This is a genomic window from Sphingomonas faeni, from assembly GCF_030817315.1.
GTDB lineage: Bacteria > Pseudomonadota > Alphaproteobacteria > Sphingomonadales > Sphingomonadaceae > Sphingomonas > Sphingomonas faeni_C.
Map to the genome: position 1 here is coordinate 1,041,528 of NZ_JAUSZF010000001.1, position 15,413 is coordinate 1,056,940.

At 63.9% G+C, this 15,413-nt stretch carries 22 protein-coding genes and 1 other annotated feature; of the genes, 8 read left to right on the forward strand and 14 right to left on the reverse strand.

Annotated elements, in window-relative coordinates:
- Positions 1 to 75 precede the first annotated feature (75 nt).
- Positions 76 to 1,128 (forward strand): pyruvate dehydrogenase (acetyl-transferring) E1 component subunit alpha, encoded by a 1,053-nt coding sequence (gene pdhA, locus QFZ54_RS04845; protein ID WP_056048766.1) that lies wholly within the window; start codon positions 76 to 78, stop codon positions 1,126 to 1,128.
- Positions 1,128 to 2,564, forward strand: coding sequence for a pyruvate dehydrogenase complex E1 component subunit beta (locus QFZ54_RS04850; protein WP_307084940.1), 1,437 nt, complete (start codon positions 1,128 to 1,130; stop codon positions 2,562 to 2,564). Before pdhA ends, QFZ54_RS04850 begins: the two co-directional genes overlap by 1 nt.
- Before the next feature lie 36 nt (positions 2,565 to 2,600).
- Here the strand turns inward: QFZ54_RS04850 and QFZ54_RS04855 are convergent, their stop codons facing one another.
- The 4 genes from QFZ54_RS04855 to QFZ54_RS20360 all read right to left on the reverse strand — a co-directional run bounded on the left by QFZ54_RS04855 (position 2,601) and on the right by QFZ54_RS20360 (position 3,808).
- The gene (locus tag QFZ54_RS04855) at positions 2,601 to 2,816 is read right to left on the reverse strand and encodes a hypothetical protein (protein ID WP_307084942.1); all 216 of its coding nucleotides are present in this window, start codon (positions 2,814 to 2,816) and stop codon (positions 2,601 to 2,603) included.
- 81 nt (positions 2,817 to 2,897) lie between these two features.
- Positions 2,898 to 3,230, reverse strand: a complete 333-nt coding sequence (locus QFZ54_RS04860; protein WP_307084944.1) for a TadE/TadG family type IV pilus assembly protein — start codon at positions 3,228 to 3,230, stop codon at positions 2,898 to 2,900.
- Positions 3,231 to 3,273: 43 nt separating this feature from the next.
- Positions 3,274 to 3,624, reverse strand: coding sequence for a hypothetical protein (locus QFZ54_RS04865; protein WP_307084946.1), 351 nt, complete (start codon positions 3,622 to 3,624; stop codon positions 3,274 to 3,276).
- A complete protein-coding gene (locus tag QFZ54_RS20360) occupies positions 3,521 to 3,808 on the reverse strand; it encodes a TadE family protein (RefSeq protein ID WP_373458443.1) in 288 nt (95 codons plus the stop codon). The genes QFZ54_RS04865 and QFZ54_RS20360 overlap by 104 nt, the downstream gene beginning before the upstream one ends.
- 24 nt (positions 3,809 to 3,832) lie before the next feature.
- Here QFZ54_RS20360 and QFZ54_RS04870 point away from each other — a divergent pair, with 24 nt between their 5' ends.
- Complete coding sequence (locus QFZ54_RS04870) at positions 3,833 to 3,958, forward strand: hypothetical protein (RefSeq protein ID WP_307084948.1); 126 nt, start codon at positions 3,833 to 3,835, stop codon at positions 3,956 to 3,958.
- A 794-nt stretch (positions 3,959 to 4,752) separates the two neighbouring features.
- On the opposite strand, the gene QFZ54_RS04875 is transcribed toward QFZ54_RS04870, so the two are convergent.
- Positions 4,753 to 5,001: a hypothetical protein gene (locus QFZ54_RS04875; protein ID WP_307084950.1), complete on the reverse strand. Its 249-nt coding sequence runs from the start codon at positions 4,999 to 5,001 to the stop codon at positions 4,753 to 4,755.
- A gap of 67 nt (positions 5,002 to 5,068) precedes the next feature.
- Between QFZ54_RS04875 and QFZ54_RS04880 the strand changes: the two genes are divergently transcribed.
- Entirely contained in the window at positions 5,069 to 5,203 is a 135-nt protein-coding gene (locus QFZ54_RS04880) for a hypothetical protein (RefSeq protein ID WP_307084953.1), read from the forward strand.
- On the opposite strand, the gene QFZ54_RS04885 is transcribed toward QFZ54_RS04880, so the two are convergent.
- Positions 5,200 to 5,487, reverse strand: a complete 288-nt coding sequence (locus QFZ54_RS04885) for a TadE/TadG family type IV pilus assembly protein (RefSeq protein ID WP_307084954.1) — start codon at positions 5,485 to 5,487, stop codon at positions 5,200 to 5,202. The genes QFZ54_RS04880 and QFZ54_RS04885 overlap by 4 nt on opposite strands.
- A 155-nt stretch (positions 5,488 to 5,642) precedes the next feature.
- On the opposite strand from QFZ54_RS04885, the gene QFZ54_RS04890 reads away from it, so the two are divergent.
- Positions 5,643 to 6,296 carry a squalene/phytoene synthase family protein gene (locus QFZ54_RS04890; RefSeq protein ID WP_307084956.1) on the forward strand — a complete coding sequence of 218 codons (654 nt, stop codon included), beginning with the start codon at positions 5,643 to 5,645 and terminating at the stop codon, positions 6,294 to 6,296.
- 65 nt (positions 6,297 to 6,361) lie between these two features.
- Positions 6,362 to 6,829 carry an EF-hand domain-containing protein gene (locus tag QFZ54_RS04895; RefSeq protein ID WP_307084958.1) on the forward strand — a complete coding sequence of 156 codons (468 nt, stop codon included), beginning with the start codon at positions 6,362 to 6,364 and terminating at the stop codon, positions 6,827 to 6,829.
- On the opposite strand, the gene trmFO is transcribed toward QFZ54_RS04895, so the two are convergent.
- The gene (trmFO, locus tag QFZ54_RS04900) at positions 6,765 to 8,132 is read right to left on the reverse strand and encodes a methylenetetrahydrofolate--tRNA-(uracil(54)-C(5))-methyltransferase (FADH(2)-oxidizing) TrmFO (protein WP_307089274.1); all 1,368 of its coding nucleotides are present in this window, start codon (positions 8,130 to 8,132) and stop codon (positions 6,765 to 6,767) included. The two genes, QFZ54_RS04895 and trmFO, sit on opposite strands and share 65 nt — an antisense overlap.
- A gap of 106 nt (positions 8,133 to 8,238) precedes the next feature.
- Between trmFO and QFZ54_RS04905 the strand changes: the two genes are divergently transcribed.
- Together QFZ54_RS04905 and QFZ54_RS04910 are read left to right on the forward strand one after the other, a co-directional pair.
- Positions 8,239 to 8,634, forward strand: a complete 396-nt coding sequence (locus tag QFZ54_RS04905) for a DUF488 domain-containing protein (protein ID WP_307084959.1) — start codon at positions 8,239 to 8,241, stop codon at positions 8,632 to 8,634.
- A 100-nt stretch (positions 8,635 to 8,734) separates the two neighbouring features.
- Positions 8,735 to 8,790, forward strand: a sequence feature (sul1 is cis-regulatory element that is thought to sense ions involved in sulfur or methionine metabolism; They are found in Alphaproteobacteria).
- Positions 8,791 to 8,858: 68 nt separating this feature from the next.
- Positions 8,859 to 10,343: a SulP family inorganic anion transporter gene (locus QFZ54_RS04910; RefSeq protein ID WP_307084960.1), complete on the forward strand. Its 1,485-nt coding sequence runs from the start codon at positions 8,859 to 8,861 to the stop codon at positions 10,341 to 10,343.
- A gap of 21 nt (positions 10,344 to 10,364) precedes the next feature.
- Here the strand turns inward: QFZ54_RS04910 and QFZ54_RS04915 are convergent, their stop codons facing one another.
- The 7 genes from QFZ54_RS04915 to QFZ54_RS04945 form a co-directional block, all read right to left on the reverse strand.
- On the reverse strand, positions 10,365 to 10,700 hold the full coding sequence (locus QFZ54_RS04915; RefSeq protein ID WP_307084961.1) for a hypothetical protein: 336 nt from the start codon (positions 10,698 to 10,700) through the stop codon (positions 10,365 to 10,367).
- An 11-nt stretch (positions 10,701 to 10,711) separates the two neighbouring features.
- Positions 10,712 to 12,214 carry a L,D-transpeptidase family protein gene (locus QFZ54_RS04920; RefSeq protein ID WP_307084962.1) on the reverse strand — a complete coding sequence of 501 codons (1,503 nt, stop codon included), beginning with the start codon at positions 12,212 to 12,214 and terminating at the stop codon, positions 10,712 to 10,714.
- Between the two features lie 206 nt (positions 12,215 to 12,420).
- Positions 12,421 to 13,236, reverse strand: coding sequence for a TrmH family RNA methyltransferase (locus tag QFZ54_RS04925; protein WP_307084963.1), 816 nt, complete (start codon positions 13,234 to 13,236; stop codon positions 12,421 to 12,423).
- 106 nt (positions 13,237 to 13,342) lie between these two features.
- Positions 13,343 to 13,618, reverse strand: coding sequence for an HPr family phosphocarrier protein (locus QFZ54_RS04930; RefSeq protein WP_248520683.1), 276 nt, complete (start codon positions 13,616 to 13,618; stop codon positions 13,343 to 13,345).
- Positions 13,615 to 14,022, reverse strand: a complete 408-nt coding sequence (locus QFZ54_RS04935; protein WP_056058662.1) for a PTS sugar transporter subunit IIA — start codon at positions 14,020 to 14,022, stop codon at positions 13,615 to 13,617. The genes QFZ54_RS04930 and QFZ54_RS04935 overlap by 4 nt, the downstream gene beginning before the upstream one ends.
- Positions 14,023 to 14,037: 15 nt before the next feature.
- Positions 14,038 to 14,952, reverse strand: coding sequence for an RNase adapter RapZ (rapZ, locus tag QFZ54_RS04940; protein ID WP_307084965.1), 915 nt, complete (start codon positions 14,950 to 14,952; stop codon positions 14,038 to 14,040).
- A gap of 15 nt (positions 14,953 to 14,967) precedes the next feature.
- Positions 14,968 to 15,408: an HPr kinase/phosphorylase gene (locus QFZ54_RS04945; protein WP_307084967.1), complete on the reverse strand. Its 441-nt coding sequence runs from the start codon at positions 15,406 to 15,408 to the stop codon at positions 14,968 to 14,970.
- Between the last annotated feature and the right edge of the window lie 5 nt (positions 15,409 to 15,413).

Below are 15,413 nucleotides of genomic sequence, written 5' to 3' on the forward strand. Positions count from 1 at the left end.
GGGAATTGATGTTCCGCCCCGTCCGCGCCTATAGGCTCCCTCAACTCCCCTACGGAAAACGAGGTTTCCCACATCGTGGCCAAGACCCCCCCACCAGCACGCGCAATCGCCGAACCGCCGATTACGAACCGCGAACGACCGGCAGAACCAAAGCCGTACGAGGCGTCGAAGGACGAACTGCTCGAAATGTATCGGCAGATGCTGCTGATCCGCCGTTTCGAGGAAAAAGCGGGCCAGCTCTATGGCTTGGGCCTGATCGGTGGCTTCTGCCATCTGTACATCGGCCAGGAAGCCGTCGCTGTCGGCCTTCAGTCCGCGCTCAACGGCGAGACCGATTCGGTGATCACCGGCTACCGCGATCACGGCCATATGCTCGCCTATGGGATCGACCCCAAGGTGATCATGGCCGAGCTGACCGGGCGCAATTCGGGGATCTCGAAGGGCAAGGGCGGGTCGATGCACATGTTCTCGACCGAGCATAAGTTCTATGGCGGCCACGGCATCGTCGGTGCGCAGGTGTCGCTCGGCACCGGCCTCGCGTTCAAGCATAAATACTCGAACGACGGCGGCATCTGCATGGCCTATTTCGGCGACGGCGCCGCGAACCAGGGCCAGGTGTACGAGAGCTTCAACATGGCCGAGCTGTGGAAGCTGCCGATCATCTTCGTGATCGAGAACAACCAGTACGCGATGGGCACCAGCGTCAACCGCGCCTCCGCCGAGGACCAGCTGTATCGCCGCGGCGAGAGCTTCCGCATTCCCGGCATCCAGGTCGACGGCATGGACGTGCTGGCGTGCCGCGGTGCCGCCGAGGAAGCGCTGGCCTGGGTCCGCGCGGGCAAGGGTCCGGTCATCCTCGAGATGAAGACCTATCGCTATCGTGGCCACTCGATGTCCGATCCGGCCAAGTACCGCACGCGTGACGAGGTCCAGGCGGTTCGCGACAAGTCGGATCCGATCGACCACATGAAGAAGCTGCTCGACGCGCAGGGCGTGACCGAGGCGGACCTCAAGTCCCTTGAACAGGAAATCAGGAAAATCGTGAACGAAGCCGCCGATTTCGCCGAGCAGACTCCGGAGCCGGATGCTGCCGAGCTCTACACCGACGTTCTGGTGGAGAAGTACTGATGGCGATCGAGATCAAGATGCCCGCGCTCTCTCCGACGATGGAAGAGGGCACGCTGGCCAAGTGGCTCGTCAAGGAAGGCGACAGCGTCAAGTCCGGCGACATCCTCGCCGAGATCGAGACCGACAAGGCGACGATGGAGTTCGAGGCGATCGACGAAGGCACGATCGGTTCGATCGCCGTCGCCGAAGGGACCGACAACGTGAAGGTCGGCACCGTCATCGCGACGATCCTCGAAGAGGGCGAGAGCGCGAGCGACGCCAAGGCTGCCAAGCCCGCCGAAGCACGCTCCGGCGATGCGGCCAACGCCGCACCGAAGGAGACGCCGTCGGACGACAAGGCACCGCCGGTTCCCGAAGGCGCTTCGCCCGCCAAGGCCGAGAGCGGCACGCAGCAGCTCGTCGCGTCCGCCGAGAAGGTCGGCATATCCGATCCGGCGATCCCCGAAGGCACCGAGATGGTCAAGACGACCGTCCGCGAAGCGCTTCGCGACGCGATGGCCGAGGAAATGCGCGAGGACGACCGCGTCTTCGTGATGGGCGAGGAAGTCGCGCAGTATCAGGGCGCGTACAAGGTCACGCAGGGCCTGCTCGACGAGTTCGGCGACCGCCGCGTCATCGACACGCCGATCACCGAATACGGCTTTGCCGGCATCGGCGCAGGCGCGGCGATGGGTGGTCTCCGCCCGATCGTCGAGTTCATGACCTTCAACTTCGCGTTGCAGGCGATCGACCACATCATCAACTCGGCCGCCAAGACCAACTACATGTCGGGCGGCCAGATGCGCTGCCCGATCGTGTTCCGCGGCCCGAACGGCGCGGCGTCGCGCGTGGGTGCACAGCATTCGCACAACTTCGCGGCGTGGTATGCAAGCGTCCCCGGCCTGATCGTAATCGCGCCTTACGACGCGGCGGATGCGAAGGGCCTGCTGAAAGCAGCGATTCGCACCGAGGATCCGGTCGTGTTCCTCGAGAACGAGCTGATGTACGGCCGCAGCTTCGACGTCCCCAAGCTCGACAACCACGTCCTGCCGATCGGCAAGGCGCGGATCGTCCGCGAGGGCAAGGACGTGACGATCGTCAGCTACTCGATCGGCGTGGGCATTTCGCTCGAAGCCGCCGAGAAGCTCGCCGAAGAGGGCATCGACGCGGAGGTCATCGACCTGCGCACGCTGCGCCCGCTCGACACCGAGACGGTCCTGAAGAGCCTCGCCAAGACCAACCGCATGATCATCGTCGAAGAGAATTGGGCAACCTGCTCGATCGCATCGGAGATCGTGTCTGTGGTGATGGAGCACGGCTTCGACGACCTCGACGCCCCGGTGCTGCGCGTCACCAACGAAGACGTACCGATGCCCTACGCGGCAAACCTCGAAAAGCTGATGCTGGTCGACGTCGCGAAGGTTGTGAAGGCGGTGAAGAAGGTTACCTACAAGTAAGGTAGGCGCTCCGGCCGGTCGATCCGGCCGGAGCGATCACGCTGCGTAGGTCGTGCAGGCGCTCGCCGTCGTGCCGGCCGCAGAGCCCAGGACTTGCGTGTTGCGTTCGCGCACGTTGTAGACCGTTTCCGACCGCAGGATCGGCGTCCCGAAGAACTGTGCCGAAACCAGCAGCTGATACCGATACGTCACTTCGACGAAGATCAGTGCCGATCCGCTGCCGGCTGCAATCTGGCGCGTGCTCGAGCCCAAATAGGGCAGGCTAGCGTCGTTCTGGCCCTTGCCTTCCCCACCATATTTGGGTTGCGTTTCGGGCGTGGAGAGCGCGCCCGCTCACCGCTGCAAGCGAATATACTGGCCCGCTTTCGTGCCGGTCTGCCCATTCGGCTCGACGCTGGAAACGATCACGCGCCTGTTTTTGGTGAAATCCAAGGCGGTGCCGATAAACTTAGCGCTGAGCAGCGCTTCGTTGACATCGGACTCGTCTATCGAATCGCGTACGCGCGCCACGTTGTCGGAAATTGCGGTGGAAATCTGGTTCACCCGCATCACAGCGATCGCCATGTTCGTGACCTCGGCACCGGATAGCCCGAGCGTAATCAGCACCGGCGCGACAAGCGCGAATTCGATCATCGCGAGACAGTTGGTCATGATGCCTTCGTGCATATCGTCGTCGGCGGCGCGCGCGACGTGAAAGGCTGGTTGCGGATCACCGTCGAGGCCGAAACGGTACGGTCGGCCCCCAAGACAGCAGCGCCCCGATCGGCGTAAGGTTCGGGTAGACGATGTTGACGGTGTAATAGACGATGTCGTCCGCGCCGCCGACGCCGGTATCCCCCGGGGACGAATCATAGCTCCCATTGTTGTTGGCATCCTCGAAACAATCGCCGGGATTGTACACGCCCTTGGGATCGGTATCCGACGTGATCTTCTCGGGCTTCCCGACATTCGAGAAATTATAATAGCGACGCGTCGCGACCGTCACGTATTTGGCGCGGACGACCGGCTGAACCTGGGATTTGATCGTGGCGACGACGTTGTCCGCCGTCCGGCTGCCCACCGTCACCTGCCGCGACGCTCGACAGCGCTCCCTGTACGACGGCGGTCACGTACCCCCGATAGCCGACTTCGAGGATCGACAGCAGCAGCGCGATCAACACCGGCACGATAATCGCAAATTCGACGATCGTCGCACCGCGGGTATCGTCACGGAGCGTCGCGGATGTCACCCAGAGCGACGTCACTGACTGATCCTCAAGGAACCGATCTTGCTGCCGATCTTCTGGAACTTGGCGATCAATGCTGCGGATGTGCTGATGCCCGACGCCATCGAAGGTTGCGATGCGCAGTTCTGCATGTCCGCCGTCAAGGTCGTCGAGAAGACGATGACGTAGAGCTGGACGTCCCGGCTCTTGGCCGCGTTGCACGCCATGCGGAACCGCTGCAGATGGCGCGCGAGTTGCGCATTCGCGCCCTATGCCGCCCCAGCACGCGCTCGTCGCGCTCCTTCACGCCATAGGTCGTGTAGATGTTGAGATAGGGTTGCATATCCCCGTCCGTCATGACGATCATGTATTTCCGGACCGAAAAGCCTCTGAGCTTTTAGAATTATCCGGATCCGACTGATCATTCGTCTCGGGATTGGCGGATGCATAAATGCCGCCCGGAGGGATGAAACGAGCGCCCCACATGATGCCGATGTCGTGATAGGTCCCGCCAACGGGTACGAGATCGTCCACATACGAATCGAACCCGGCCTCATCGTTGTAATATTCCTTCAGCCTGCTGGCTTCGCTGGCACAATATCGTGCAGCTGGATGAAGATCTGCCGTGCTCGAGCCGTACTCGACTTCTGGCCACGTCGGCGACAGCGGCTGTCGGGATCATATTGACGTCAAGATCACAAGCGTCTGCTGGCGGAGTATTAAGTGTCGTAACGCCATCTATCGTGGTGTTGTTGGTCTTGCGCTCCTCGATGCAGTCCGCCCAATTTGATCTGCTGTTTGTTGACCATGCCCAGGCGTATTTTCGGACACTCTGGTCTTGAATGCGGAGGTGTTCAACGTGAATTTGCTATAATTACATTATGTGCAGGTCCCGTAGATACTGAGAAAGAAATCTCTGGTCTACGTTCCGCCACTGTATTCGCCACACTGGTTGTTCGTCACCGGGGACACGGTCGATCGTATTATGAACTGATAGGCGCGCGGTCGCGAATGTACGTCGCATTCTTGGCATAGGCGGGTTTGCCGACATTGACGGTGTCATTGTAAGGCACGAATCCATAGTGCAACCGCAGGTTGTTGGCATGTAATTGATCCTGTACGCTTTCGAGCGTATCGAAGAGCGATTTACTCGCGTCGCGGAGCGCCTTCATCTTCAAGCCGGATTGCTCGACTTCGTTGCAGCTGTCCGAAACGCCGGGCGCACAGTTCATCTATCCCGACATATACAGCACCAGCATGATATCGGTGCCGACGAAGTGCTGCGTTGCGGAGGAGCTGGTGGACAGTTTGAGAGTCGAAAAGCCGAACAGTTTCATGATCGTCGTCGGTATCGTCGCTGCCGTGATCCTCACGGTGCCGACCAATTGCACCGTTACGACGGGCGTGAACGTCGCCGTACCGAACGACGCCTAGGGAAAGTTGAAGTTGAAATACTTCGTCGCTTCAGTCTCCGCTGCAGGCGTCAAGGTCGCGCCCGACAGCAGCCGCCGTGCCGCGAGCGATCTCGCATCGCACGCCTGTTGCAGCCGATCCCGCGCGACATAGGCACGCGCCATGTCCAGCCCCGAGCCAACCATCGCGATCAGCGGCATCATCGCAAAGGCAACGATCATCAGCGTGTTACAACACACGTCACGACGCAATCGTCCCAGCACGGTCGTCGGCTTATCCGGTAGTTCGCTTCGCTTGCCGCGCATCTCGGTCCTGACGAAGATCGGTATCGATCGATACGGCGGATGCGGCGCGATCCGGTAAATCCACTTCGAGAAGACATGGTTCGCGACACGTTAATTATTGGACGGTGCGGTATCCGGAGGTGCGGTACATTCATGATCGGAGTAACGACGTGACCATGAGCTACGACAATCCAGAACATGCCCTTGCCCTCAGTTATGCGCCGCATTCGGCCGCGCCAGCGCTCGCGGCGTTGTTCGCGCTCGACGATACGCTCGCCGCGATCCTGCGCTCGACCCGCGAACCGCTGATCGGCCAGATGCGGCTGACCTGGTGGTACGAAGCGCTCGGGCGCCTCGACACGGCTCCCGCGCCTGCCGAACCCGTCCTGGTGGCGCTCCAGAACGACGTGCTGCCGACGGGCGTGTCCGGCGCGATGCTGGCGACGTTGACTGACGGCTGGGACGTTCTGCTGGAATCGGTGCTTGATGCCACGACGATCGAGCGCTTTGGACGCGACCGTGGGCGCCGCCTGTTCGACCTCGCGGCAGTGATCGTCTCGGTCAGCGACGACCGGATCGGCCTTGCGGGCGAGGGGTGGGCGCTCGCCGACCTCAGCCTGAGGCTGACCGAGACGTCGGTTAGGGAGATGGCCCGTCTACGTGCGAGCGAAGTCCTCGATAGAGCATTGCACGGCCGGTGGCCTACATCCGCGCGTGCTCTAGGCGCACTTGCCGTATCGGCCAGGTTCGACCTGATGTCGAAGCCTTCCGCCCCAGGCAGCCCGAAGCGCGTGGCGCGCCTGGCGTGGCATAGATTGACCGGATACTGACCAATCGCATGGGGAACCCCGACGGCAAGGCGTAGCGTGCGGCCCTGGCAATGGGGGCGGCGGCGATGTGGCGATATCTAGCAGGCGGTGTCGCGATCATCGCGTTGATCGCCGCCGGGTTCATGGTCTTCAGCGGCAAGGCGAGACCGGGTCCGATACTACCGCCGCAGCCACTGGCGCAGGTCGCCGGCACCGTCACATCCGATACGCTGCCCGATGCAGCACCCGAGGCGACCGAAAAGACCCGCGAGCAGAAGCGCTTCGATCGCTACGACAAGGACCGCGACGCCAAGATCACGCGCGACGAATATCTGACGCAAAGGCGCAAGGCCTATGCGCGGCTCGACGTGGACGGCGACGGAAAGCTGTCGTTCGACGAATGGGCGGTGAAGGCGACGACCAAGTTCGTCGACGCAGACCGTGACAAATCGGGCACGATGACCGCCCCCGAATTTGCCACGACAGCGGTCAAGCGGAAGGGGCCATCTCGCGTGAATTGTCCACCGACCCAGGCTGTTGCGGAGGAGAGTTGAGCCACTCTGCGAGCGCCGTGCGGCCACGATCGGTATACATCCGCTTGCGGTCCGCCTTCTTGGTACGGCCCATGATAGGCGGAAACAGGCCGAAATTGACATTCATCGGCTGATAGGTCTCGACCTCGGCCCCGCCCGTGATGTGGCCGAGCAACGCACCGAGCGCGGTCGCGTAGGGCGGCGGGGTCAGCGTCTTCCCCGTCAGTTCGGCCGCCGCGAACAATCCGGCGAGCATGCCGATGCCGCAGCTCTCGATATAGCCTTCGCACCCCGTGATCTGACCCGCAAATCGGATGTTCGGGCGCGACTTCAGCCGCAACGTCTCGTCGAGCAGTTCGGGCGATCGGATGAAGGTGTTGCGGTGAAGGCCCCCCAGCCGCGCGAACTCGGCGTTCTCCAGGCCTGGGATGGTGCGGAACAGGCGGACCTGGTCGGCGTGCTTCATCTTGGTCTGGAAACCGACGATGTTCCACAGCGTGCCCTGCGCATTGTCCTGCCGAAGCTGGACGACCGCGTGCGGCCAGCGCCCGGTCTTCGGATTGTCGAGCCCGACGGGCTTCATGGGGCCGTAGCGCAGCGTGTCGACGCCACGTTCCGCCATCACCTCGATCGGCATGCAGCCGTCGAAATACGGCGTGTCCTTCTCCCATTCCTTGAACGGGGTCTTCTCGCCGTCGATCAGGCCCTGGTGGAAGGCCAGATACTGGTCCTTGTCCATCGGGCAGTTGATGTAGTCCTTTCCCTCACCTTTGTCCCAGCGCGAAGCGAACCACGCGGTGTCCATGTCGATCGAATCGCGGTGCACGATCGGTGCGAGGGCGTCGAAGAAGGCGAGCGCCTCGCGGCCGGTCTCGGCACCGATGCCGGCGGCGAGCGACGCGGCGGTCAGCGGACCGGTTGCGATGATCGTCGGGCCGTCGGGCAGCGCGTCGATCCGTTCGCGGACGAGCGTGATGTTCGGATGCCGGTCGATCGCCTCCGTCACGCTGGCCGAGAAATTGTCGCGGTCGACGGCGAGCGCGGAGCCCGCAGGAACGCGGTGGATGTCCGCCTGGCGCATGATCAGCGAACCCAGCGTGCGCAGTTCCTGATGCAGCAGCCCGACCGCGTTTGCTTCCGCATCGTCCGACCGAAAACTGTTCGAACAAACGAGCTCGGCAAGGCCGTCGGTCTGATGTGCAGGCGTTTCCTCGCCGCTACCGCGCATTTCGGAGAGGCGGACTTTGAGGCCGGCTTCGGCGAGCTGCCAGGCGGCTTCGGAACCGGCGAGGCCGCCGCCGATCACGTGAATATCGTAGGTCATTCCCGTCAGATAGCGCGGGACGCTTGTCGTGTCAGGTGCGCAATCCCACTTCGCCTTCATGACATTCCCCACGAAGATTTTCACAATCGGCTATGAGGCCACGACGATGGCCGATTTCCTCGCGGCGCTGAAGGCCGCAGGCGTGGAACGGGTGATCGACGTCCGTGCGCTGCCTTTGTCCCGCCGACCGGGCTTCTCGAAGTCGTCGCTCGCCGCGTCGCTGCGCGAGGTCGAGATCGATTACGTCCATCTAAAGGCGCTCGGAACCCCAAAGCGCGGGCGTGACGCGGCCAAGAAGGGCGACGTTGCGACCTTGACCGCCGTGTACGACGAGCAACTGGAATTGCCCGAGGCGCAGGCCGCCGCAGCGATCATGCTCGGGCTTGCGGCGGAAAAACCGAGCGCGTTGCTCTGCTACGAGCGGGATCCCTGTCATTGCCATCGGACGCTGCTGTTGCAGGCGGTGGGTGAGGGGGCCGAGGTCGTGGATCTGTTTACATAGGCAACGCTTACCCCCGTCATCCTGACGAAAGTCAGGATGACAGTCGAATGTAGCGAATGTTGCAATGCAGCACCTCGTCCGCTAACCAATCGCCATTCGCCCTGGACCCGGTGCAATTCCGGGTGGCTATTCCGGCCGCCGATCCGCCGGACAACGCAACGACGCCTTTGAAATGAACCGCCCGCGCAACTGCTGCGGTTCGTGCGTCCTATGCGGATACATCCATGACATCCTTATCTTTTTCTCGTTACCGCGCCGAATGGTTCAGCGGCCCTGCCGCCGCGCGACGTGACGTGCTCGCCGGAATGGTCGGCACGTTCGCGCTCATTCCCGAAGTCATCGCCTTCTCGTTCGTCGCCGGCATAGATCCCGAGGTCGGCCTGTTTGCGTCCTTCGTGATCGGCATCGTTATCGCATTCGCCGGCGGCCGCCCGGCGATGATTTCCGGCGCAGCCGGCTCCGTCGCTCTCGTCGCCGCCGCGCTCGTCCACGCATACGGCCTGCAATATCTTCTCGTCGCGACGATCCTCGCAGGCGCGCTCCAGATCGCTTTCGGGCTCGCCAAACTCGACATATTGATGCGCTTCGTCTCGAAGTCGGTCCATGCGGGCTTCGTCAACGCCCTCGCGATCCTGATTTTCTCGGCGCAGGTGCCGCAGATGGTCGGCGTCAGCTGGCAGGCCTATGCGATGATCGCCGGTGGGCTGGCGATCATCTACCTGATGCCGCGGATCTCCAGCGCGATCCCCTCGCCACTGATATGCATCGTCGCGCTCACCGCGATCGCGATGTGGTTCCCGATGCCGCTCAAGACGGTCGGCGATCTTGGCCGCTTGCCGAATTCGCTGCCGTCGTTCGGTTTGCCGGATGTGCCCTTTACCTGGGAAACGCTGCGGATCGTCGCGCCCTATGCGCTGGCGATGGCCGCCGTCGGCCTGCTCGAATCGATGATGACCGCGCGCGTGGTCGACGAACTGACCGAGACGACCAGCTCGAAGGCACGCGAGTGTAGGGGACTTGGACTCGCCAACATCGCCGCAGGCGCCTTTGGCGGCATCGCGGGTTGCGGGATGATCGGCCAGACCGTCGGCAACGTCCGATATGGCGGTACCGGGCGGATCTCGACGATCGTCGCAGGTGTGTTTCTGCTCCTGGTCATGGTGCCGCTACGCCCGTGGGTCGCGCAGGTGCCGGTTGCCGCGCTGGTGGCGATCATGATCATGGTGTCGATCAGTACCTTCTCCTGGGGATCGCTTCGCGACCTGGCGCGGCACCCCAAGATGTCGAGCGTGGTGATGGTCGCGACCGTCGTCGTCACCGTCGCGACGCATGACCTGTCGCTCGGCGTCGGCGTCGGCGTGCTCCTCAGCGGCGTGTTCTTCGCGTGGAAGGTCACGCGGATGATGGACGTCGCGATCGAACACGACTTAGCAACCGACACGCGTATCTATCGGGTAAGCGGTCAAATCTTCTTTGCGAGCGCAGACATCTTCGCCGATCGGTTCGACCTACGCGAGACGGCGCGAACCGTACGGATCGACCTTACCGGCGCGCATATGTGGGACGTCACGGCCGTCGGCGCCCTGGAAGACGTGGTCGCCAAGTTGCGCCGTCACGGCAGGGTCGTGGAGATCATCGGCCTAAACCGGGCGAGCGAGACGCTCGTCGATAGCCACGCGCCGGGCCTGGCGGAACCGGCCGGGGCATAATCCCCGGCCGACTTCGGCTTATTACTGAGGCGCTTCCTCATTCTGGGTCGGCTCTTCGTCGCGCGTGACGCGGGCGGTCATGCCCGTTGCATCGGCGTCGTCGAGCATCTGCTCGTCCGGCGCGATCGGCTTCTCGCGGGGAGGCTCGACCACCGCTGGCGCCGGCGGGACTGCTTCGACCGGTGCTGCCTCGACCGGGGCGGGCTCTGCCGCCTCGGACTCGGTAACGCCGGTATCCTCGACCATGTTGACGTCCGTCGCCGGCTGCTCGGGCTCGGAGCTCGAGCAGCCTGCCAGCGCCATCACGGCAAGCAGGCCACCGGCGATGGCGGTACGGGTGCGGGTGAAAATCGTCATGTCAGACCCTCTCAACGAACGGCGATCGTCTGGCGCGCGGTGCGGGCCTCGATCTTGGAAGCGAGAATGCCGTCCCAGTCATAGGGATCGGCGCGGAAGTTCATCTGGCCGTTGCCGCTGGCAAACGCGGTCCAGTAGAGCAGATAGACCGATACCGGCTTGGTCAGGCGCGCACGCACCGTGTCACCCTTGGCCACCGCGGCGTCGACCATCTCCGGCGTCCAGGCGGGATCGCCCTTTAGCAACAGGTCGGCAAGTTCGCCCGGCTTTTCAAGGCGTACGCAGCCATGGCTCGAAAGCCGACTGAAGCTCGCGAACTTCGCGCGGCTCGGCGTGTCATGCAGGTACACGGAATAATCATTGGCGAAATCGAACTTGAACCGGCCGAGCGCGCTCTGGTCGCCGGCCTGCTGCTGCAGCCGCGTGCCGATCACCTTGAAGCCGTTGCGCTTCAGATAGCCGGGGTTGGCCTTCTCCTTCGGCCACAACTCCTTCGTCGCGATCGAGGTCGGCACGTTCCACGGCGGATTGATGACGATGCTGTGGATCGTTGACGAGAGCATCGGCGTCTCGTCGCCCGGACGACCGGTGACCGCGCGCATCGACTGCACGGGGGTGTCGCCGTCGAACACGGTGAGCACGGCCGCGGCGATGTTCACCTGGATACGGTCGCGTGGCAGGTCCTGCGGCAACCAGCGCCAGCGCTCCATGTTCGCCATGATCTGACGCACGCGCTCGCCGGCCGGCACGTTCAGCGCCGCCAGCGTCTGGGTCGAGACGATGCCGCTCGGGTTCAGACCATAACGACGCTGCGCACGACGCACCGCGTCGAGCAGGCCGGCGTCGAACGTATCGCCGCTGGTCGAGACGTCCTTGTCCTCGACCGCCAACCGCTTGCGGAGCGCGATCACCCGCGAACCGGTCGCGCCGAGCGTGAAGTCCGGCCCCGAGGCCAGTGGCGACCAGCCCCCCGCAGAAGCGATCGAACGGTAATTCTGGAGCCCCTTACGCAAGCCGTCATACCCAGCATAGGGCGGCGGCAGCGACGCGAACCACGCCGCGATCCGGTCCAGCCGGACCGCGTCGGCGAACGCCGGGGTCGGATCGTACGCGGGCGGACGAAGGCCCCAGTCCCGCTGGAAATCGGCCTCGCTGAGACGACCCGCATGCACGGCGCGCGCGTGGTCGAGCGCGGCACGGACGAGCTCCTCCTTGGTCGGCGCAGTGGTCGACGCGGTCGCGGCGGACTTGAGGCCTTGCGCAACGATGTCGCCGTTGAGAAGCTTGTCGAGTAACGTCGCCTGCGCGTCGCTCAGCGGCGGCACGGTAATCACCGGCGGGGCAAGCATCGGCGCAGGAATGGGTGCCGCCATAGGCACGGTCGGCGTCACCGGCGGGGGCGTAACCTGTTGTGCGAACAGAGGAGTCGCCATCAGCAGCGGCGTCACAGCAACCGCGATCGCCGACCGGGCTATGCCGGCCTTCACTCGTCCATCATCCAAACCGCGCGCCATACTCATCCTGTCTAACCGTAGCTCGCCGATGCTTTCGCACGACGCAGCTCTCCCTTAGCTGAACCGGACTCGCTAAGCATCGCCAATCGGGCCAAATTCGTCGGTTCAGGCGGAAGCTTCGGAATTTCCCTGCCGTCGCACGACGCAGCTCTCCCTTAGCTGAACCGGACTCGCTAAGCATCGCCAATCGGGCCAAATTCGTCGGTTCAGGCGGAAGCTTCGGAATTTCCCTGCCGTGCAAGCACTTCATAGGCCATAACCGCGGTCGCGACGGCGGCGTTGAGGCTGTCCGCCTTGCCGAGCATCGGGATCTTGACCAGCACGTCGCACGCCTCGGCCATTTCGGGCGGCATGCCCTGCGCTTCGTTGCCGGTGAGCAGGAAGGTCGGGCAAGTATAGGTCGCGGACCGATAATCTGTGTGGGTATCGAGGCTCAGTCCGACGAGTTGGCCGGGCCCCGTCCGCAGCCAGGCGTGGAATGGCTCCCACTCGGTCTTCACGACGGGGATTGTGAACAGCGCACCCATGCTCGCGCGCACCGCCTCCACCGAGAAGGGGTCGACCGACTCGCCGATAAGGATCAGCCCGCCGGCGCCGACCGCGTCGCCGGTACGCAGGATCGTGCCCAGGTTACCCGGATCGCGCAGCCTTTCCGCAACCAGCCAGATGCCGGACGTGGTGCGGTCGAGGTCTTCGAGCGTCGCGTCGAACTCCTCGAACACGCCGACGACGGCTTGCGGGTTGTCCTTGCCCGACAGCTTCGAAAGAATGTCCGGCGTGGTCTGGATCGACTCGCCGCCAGCCTCCTCGACGTCCATCGACAGCGCATGGACGAGCGGATGGTTCGCGCTTGCTGCCGCGTAGAACAAAATCCGGGGCAGGCGTCCCGTCTCTCGCGCTTCGGTCAGGATGCGCAGGCCCTCGGCAAGGAACTGCTTGGCCGCACGCCGATGTCGCTTGTCGCGCAGATCGCGGACGTACTTGATCAGCGGGTTCGAAAAGGCGGTTATCTCGCGGGGCATCTAGCTCCCCTTCCGCTTGCGGGAGGGGTTGGGGGAGGGGTTTGTAAACACGCCGTCGCTCATGCCCTCCCCCGACCCCTCCCGCAAGCGGAAGGGGGGAGGAACGTCAATCCTCGCCGAACTTCGCCTCGACCAGTTCGGCAAGCGCGGCCACGGTATGCTCCGCGCCGTCGCCGCTAGCGCTGATCGTGATCGCGTCGCCCATCGCCGCACCGAGCATCATCAGCCCCATGATCGACGTGCCGGTGACGTGATCCGATCCGTCCTTGGTCACGCGCACCTCGACACTATGCGTCGAGGCCAGCGTCACGAACTTGGCGCTGGCCCGGGCATGCAGCCCACGGCGGTTGGTGATCTGGACGGTGCGCGAGACCTCGCTCACGCCGCAGCCTCGCCGAGAACCTCGGATGCCACCGAAATATATTTGCGACCCGCCTCACGGGCAGCCGCGACAGCAGCGACGACGGTCATCGACTTGCGCGCCGATCCGAGCCGGATCAGCATCGGCAGGTTCATCCCCGCGATCACTTCGATCCGACCGCGCTCCATCAGCGAGATGGCGAGGTTGGAGGGGGTGCCGCCGAACAGGTCGGTCAGCACGATCACGCCGCGCCCGACATCGACCGCCTGGATCGCGGCGGCGATATCCGCGCGGCGCTCCTCCATGTCGTCGTCGGGACCGATCGCGATCGGCGCGACGCGCTCCTGCGGGCCGACGACGTGGATCATCGCGCGAACGAATTCTTCGGCCAATCGACCGTGCGTTACCAGAACAAGGCCGATCATGTCAGCGTTTCATACTCATAAGACGACCGGTGATCCTTCGAGCGCATCTTGTGGAGCGGCCCCCAGGTCGCGGTGTGCGATACTGGGGGAAAATCCCGCGTCGCGCAACCGTCGCGCCACGCGGTCGGCGACGTGGACCGACCGGTGTCTCCCTCCGGTACACCCGAACGCGACCGTGACGTACGACTTGCCTTCCGCCCTGTAGCGCGGGAGCAACAGCATCAGCAGCTCCTCGATCCGACTCACCGCGGCTTCATAGGCGGGGTCGTCCATGATGTAGGCGGACACGTCGGCGTCCAGCCCGGTGCCGGGGCGAAGGTCGTGATCCCAGTGCGGATTGCGCAGGAAGCGCATGTCGAACACCAAGTCCGCGTTGCGAGGCAGGCCGCGTGCGAATCCAAACGAGCGGATCGACAATGTAGGTTCGCCGCGCGCCTCACCCGAAAAGCTCGCCCGGATCTGTTGCGCGAGTTCGTTGGCGGCCATGTCGGTCGTGTCGATCAGCCGGTTCGACCAGTCCCGCAACGGCGCAAGCAACTCCCGCTCGCGGCCGATACCGTCGTTCGCCGGACGATCGAGCGCGAGCGGATGGCGACGCCGAGTCTCGGAATAGCGACGCTCGAGTTCGGCGCCCGAGCAATCGAGGAACAACATCCCGATCTCGAGCCCGTGCCGATCGCGCAGATCGCGGATGCGGTTGACGATCCGCTCGGGGTCGAAATCGCGCGTCCGGGCGCCGATGCCGATCGCGAGCGGCTGCGAATCGTTGGGCGATCCTTCGGAGAGCGGCGCGTCGAGCAGCCGGTCGAGCAGCAGCAGCGGCAGGTTGTCGACGACCTCCCAGCCCAGATCCTCCAGCGTCTTTAGCACGGTCGACTTGCCGGCCCCCGACATGCCGGTGACGAGCAGGATGTCCTTCGGCCGAGTCATACTGAACGCGTCATTCTACAGGCCCGATTCTAAAGGTTGGGGATTGCGCAATGCGAGTTCGACCTTGATCGGGGCGGATGCGTGGAACGGATCGACCGCGAACTCGCGAACGTTGATCCCCGCGATGGTCCGCACGCGGCGTTCCGGCATCCGTTCGATCGCACCGTCCAACCGGACGAGCAGCCCTACCGGTACGTCCTCGACGTAGGGCATCGCAAGGATGCCGATCCCGCGGACTTCGATCCGTCCCGCGATCGTCGCTGGCGCACGCGCATGCAACGTGTCGCCGGCACGGATCACGAGCGTCTGGTCGTCGCTGACTAGGATCGCGCCGCGGTCGATCAGGCGCAGCGCGAGGTCGGACTTGCCCGATCCCGACGCGCCCTCGATCATCACCGCCACGCCGTCGATGGCGACCGTGGTGGCGTGGAGCCTGTCGGAGGATGGGACGACCACGCGCC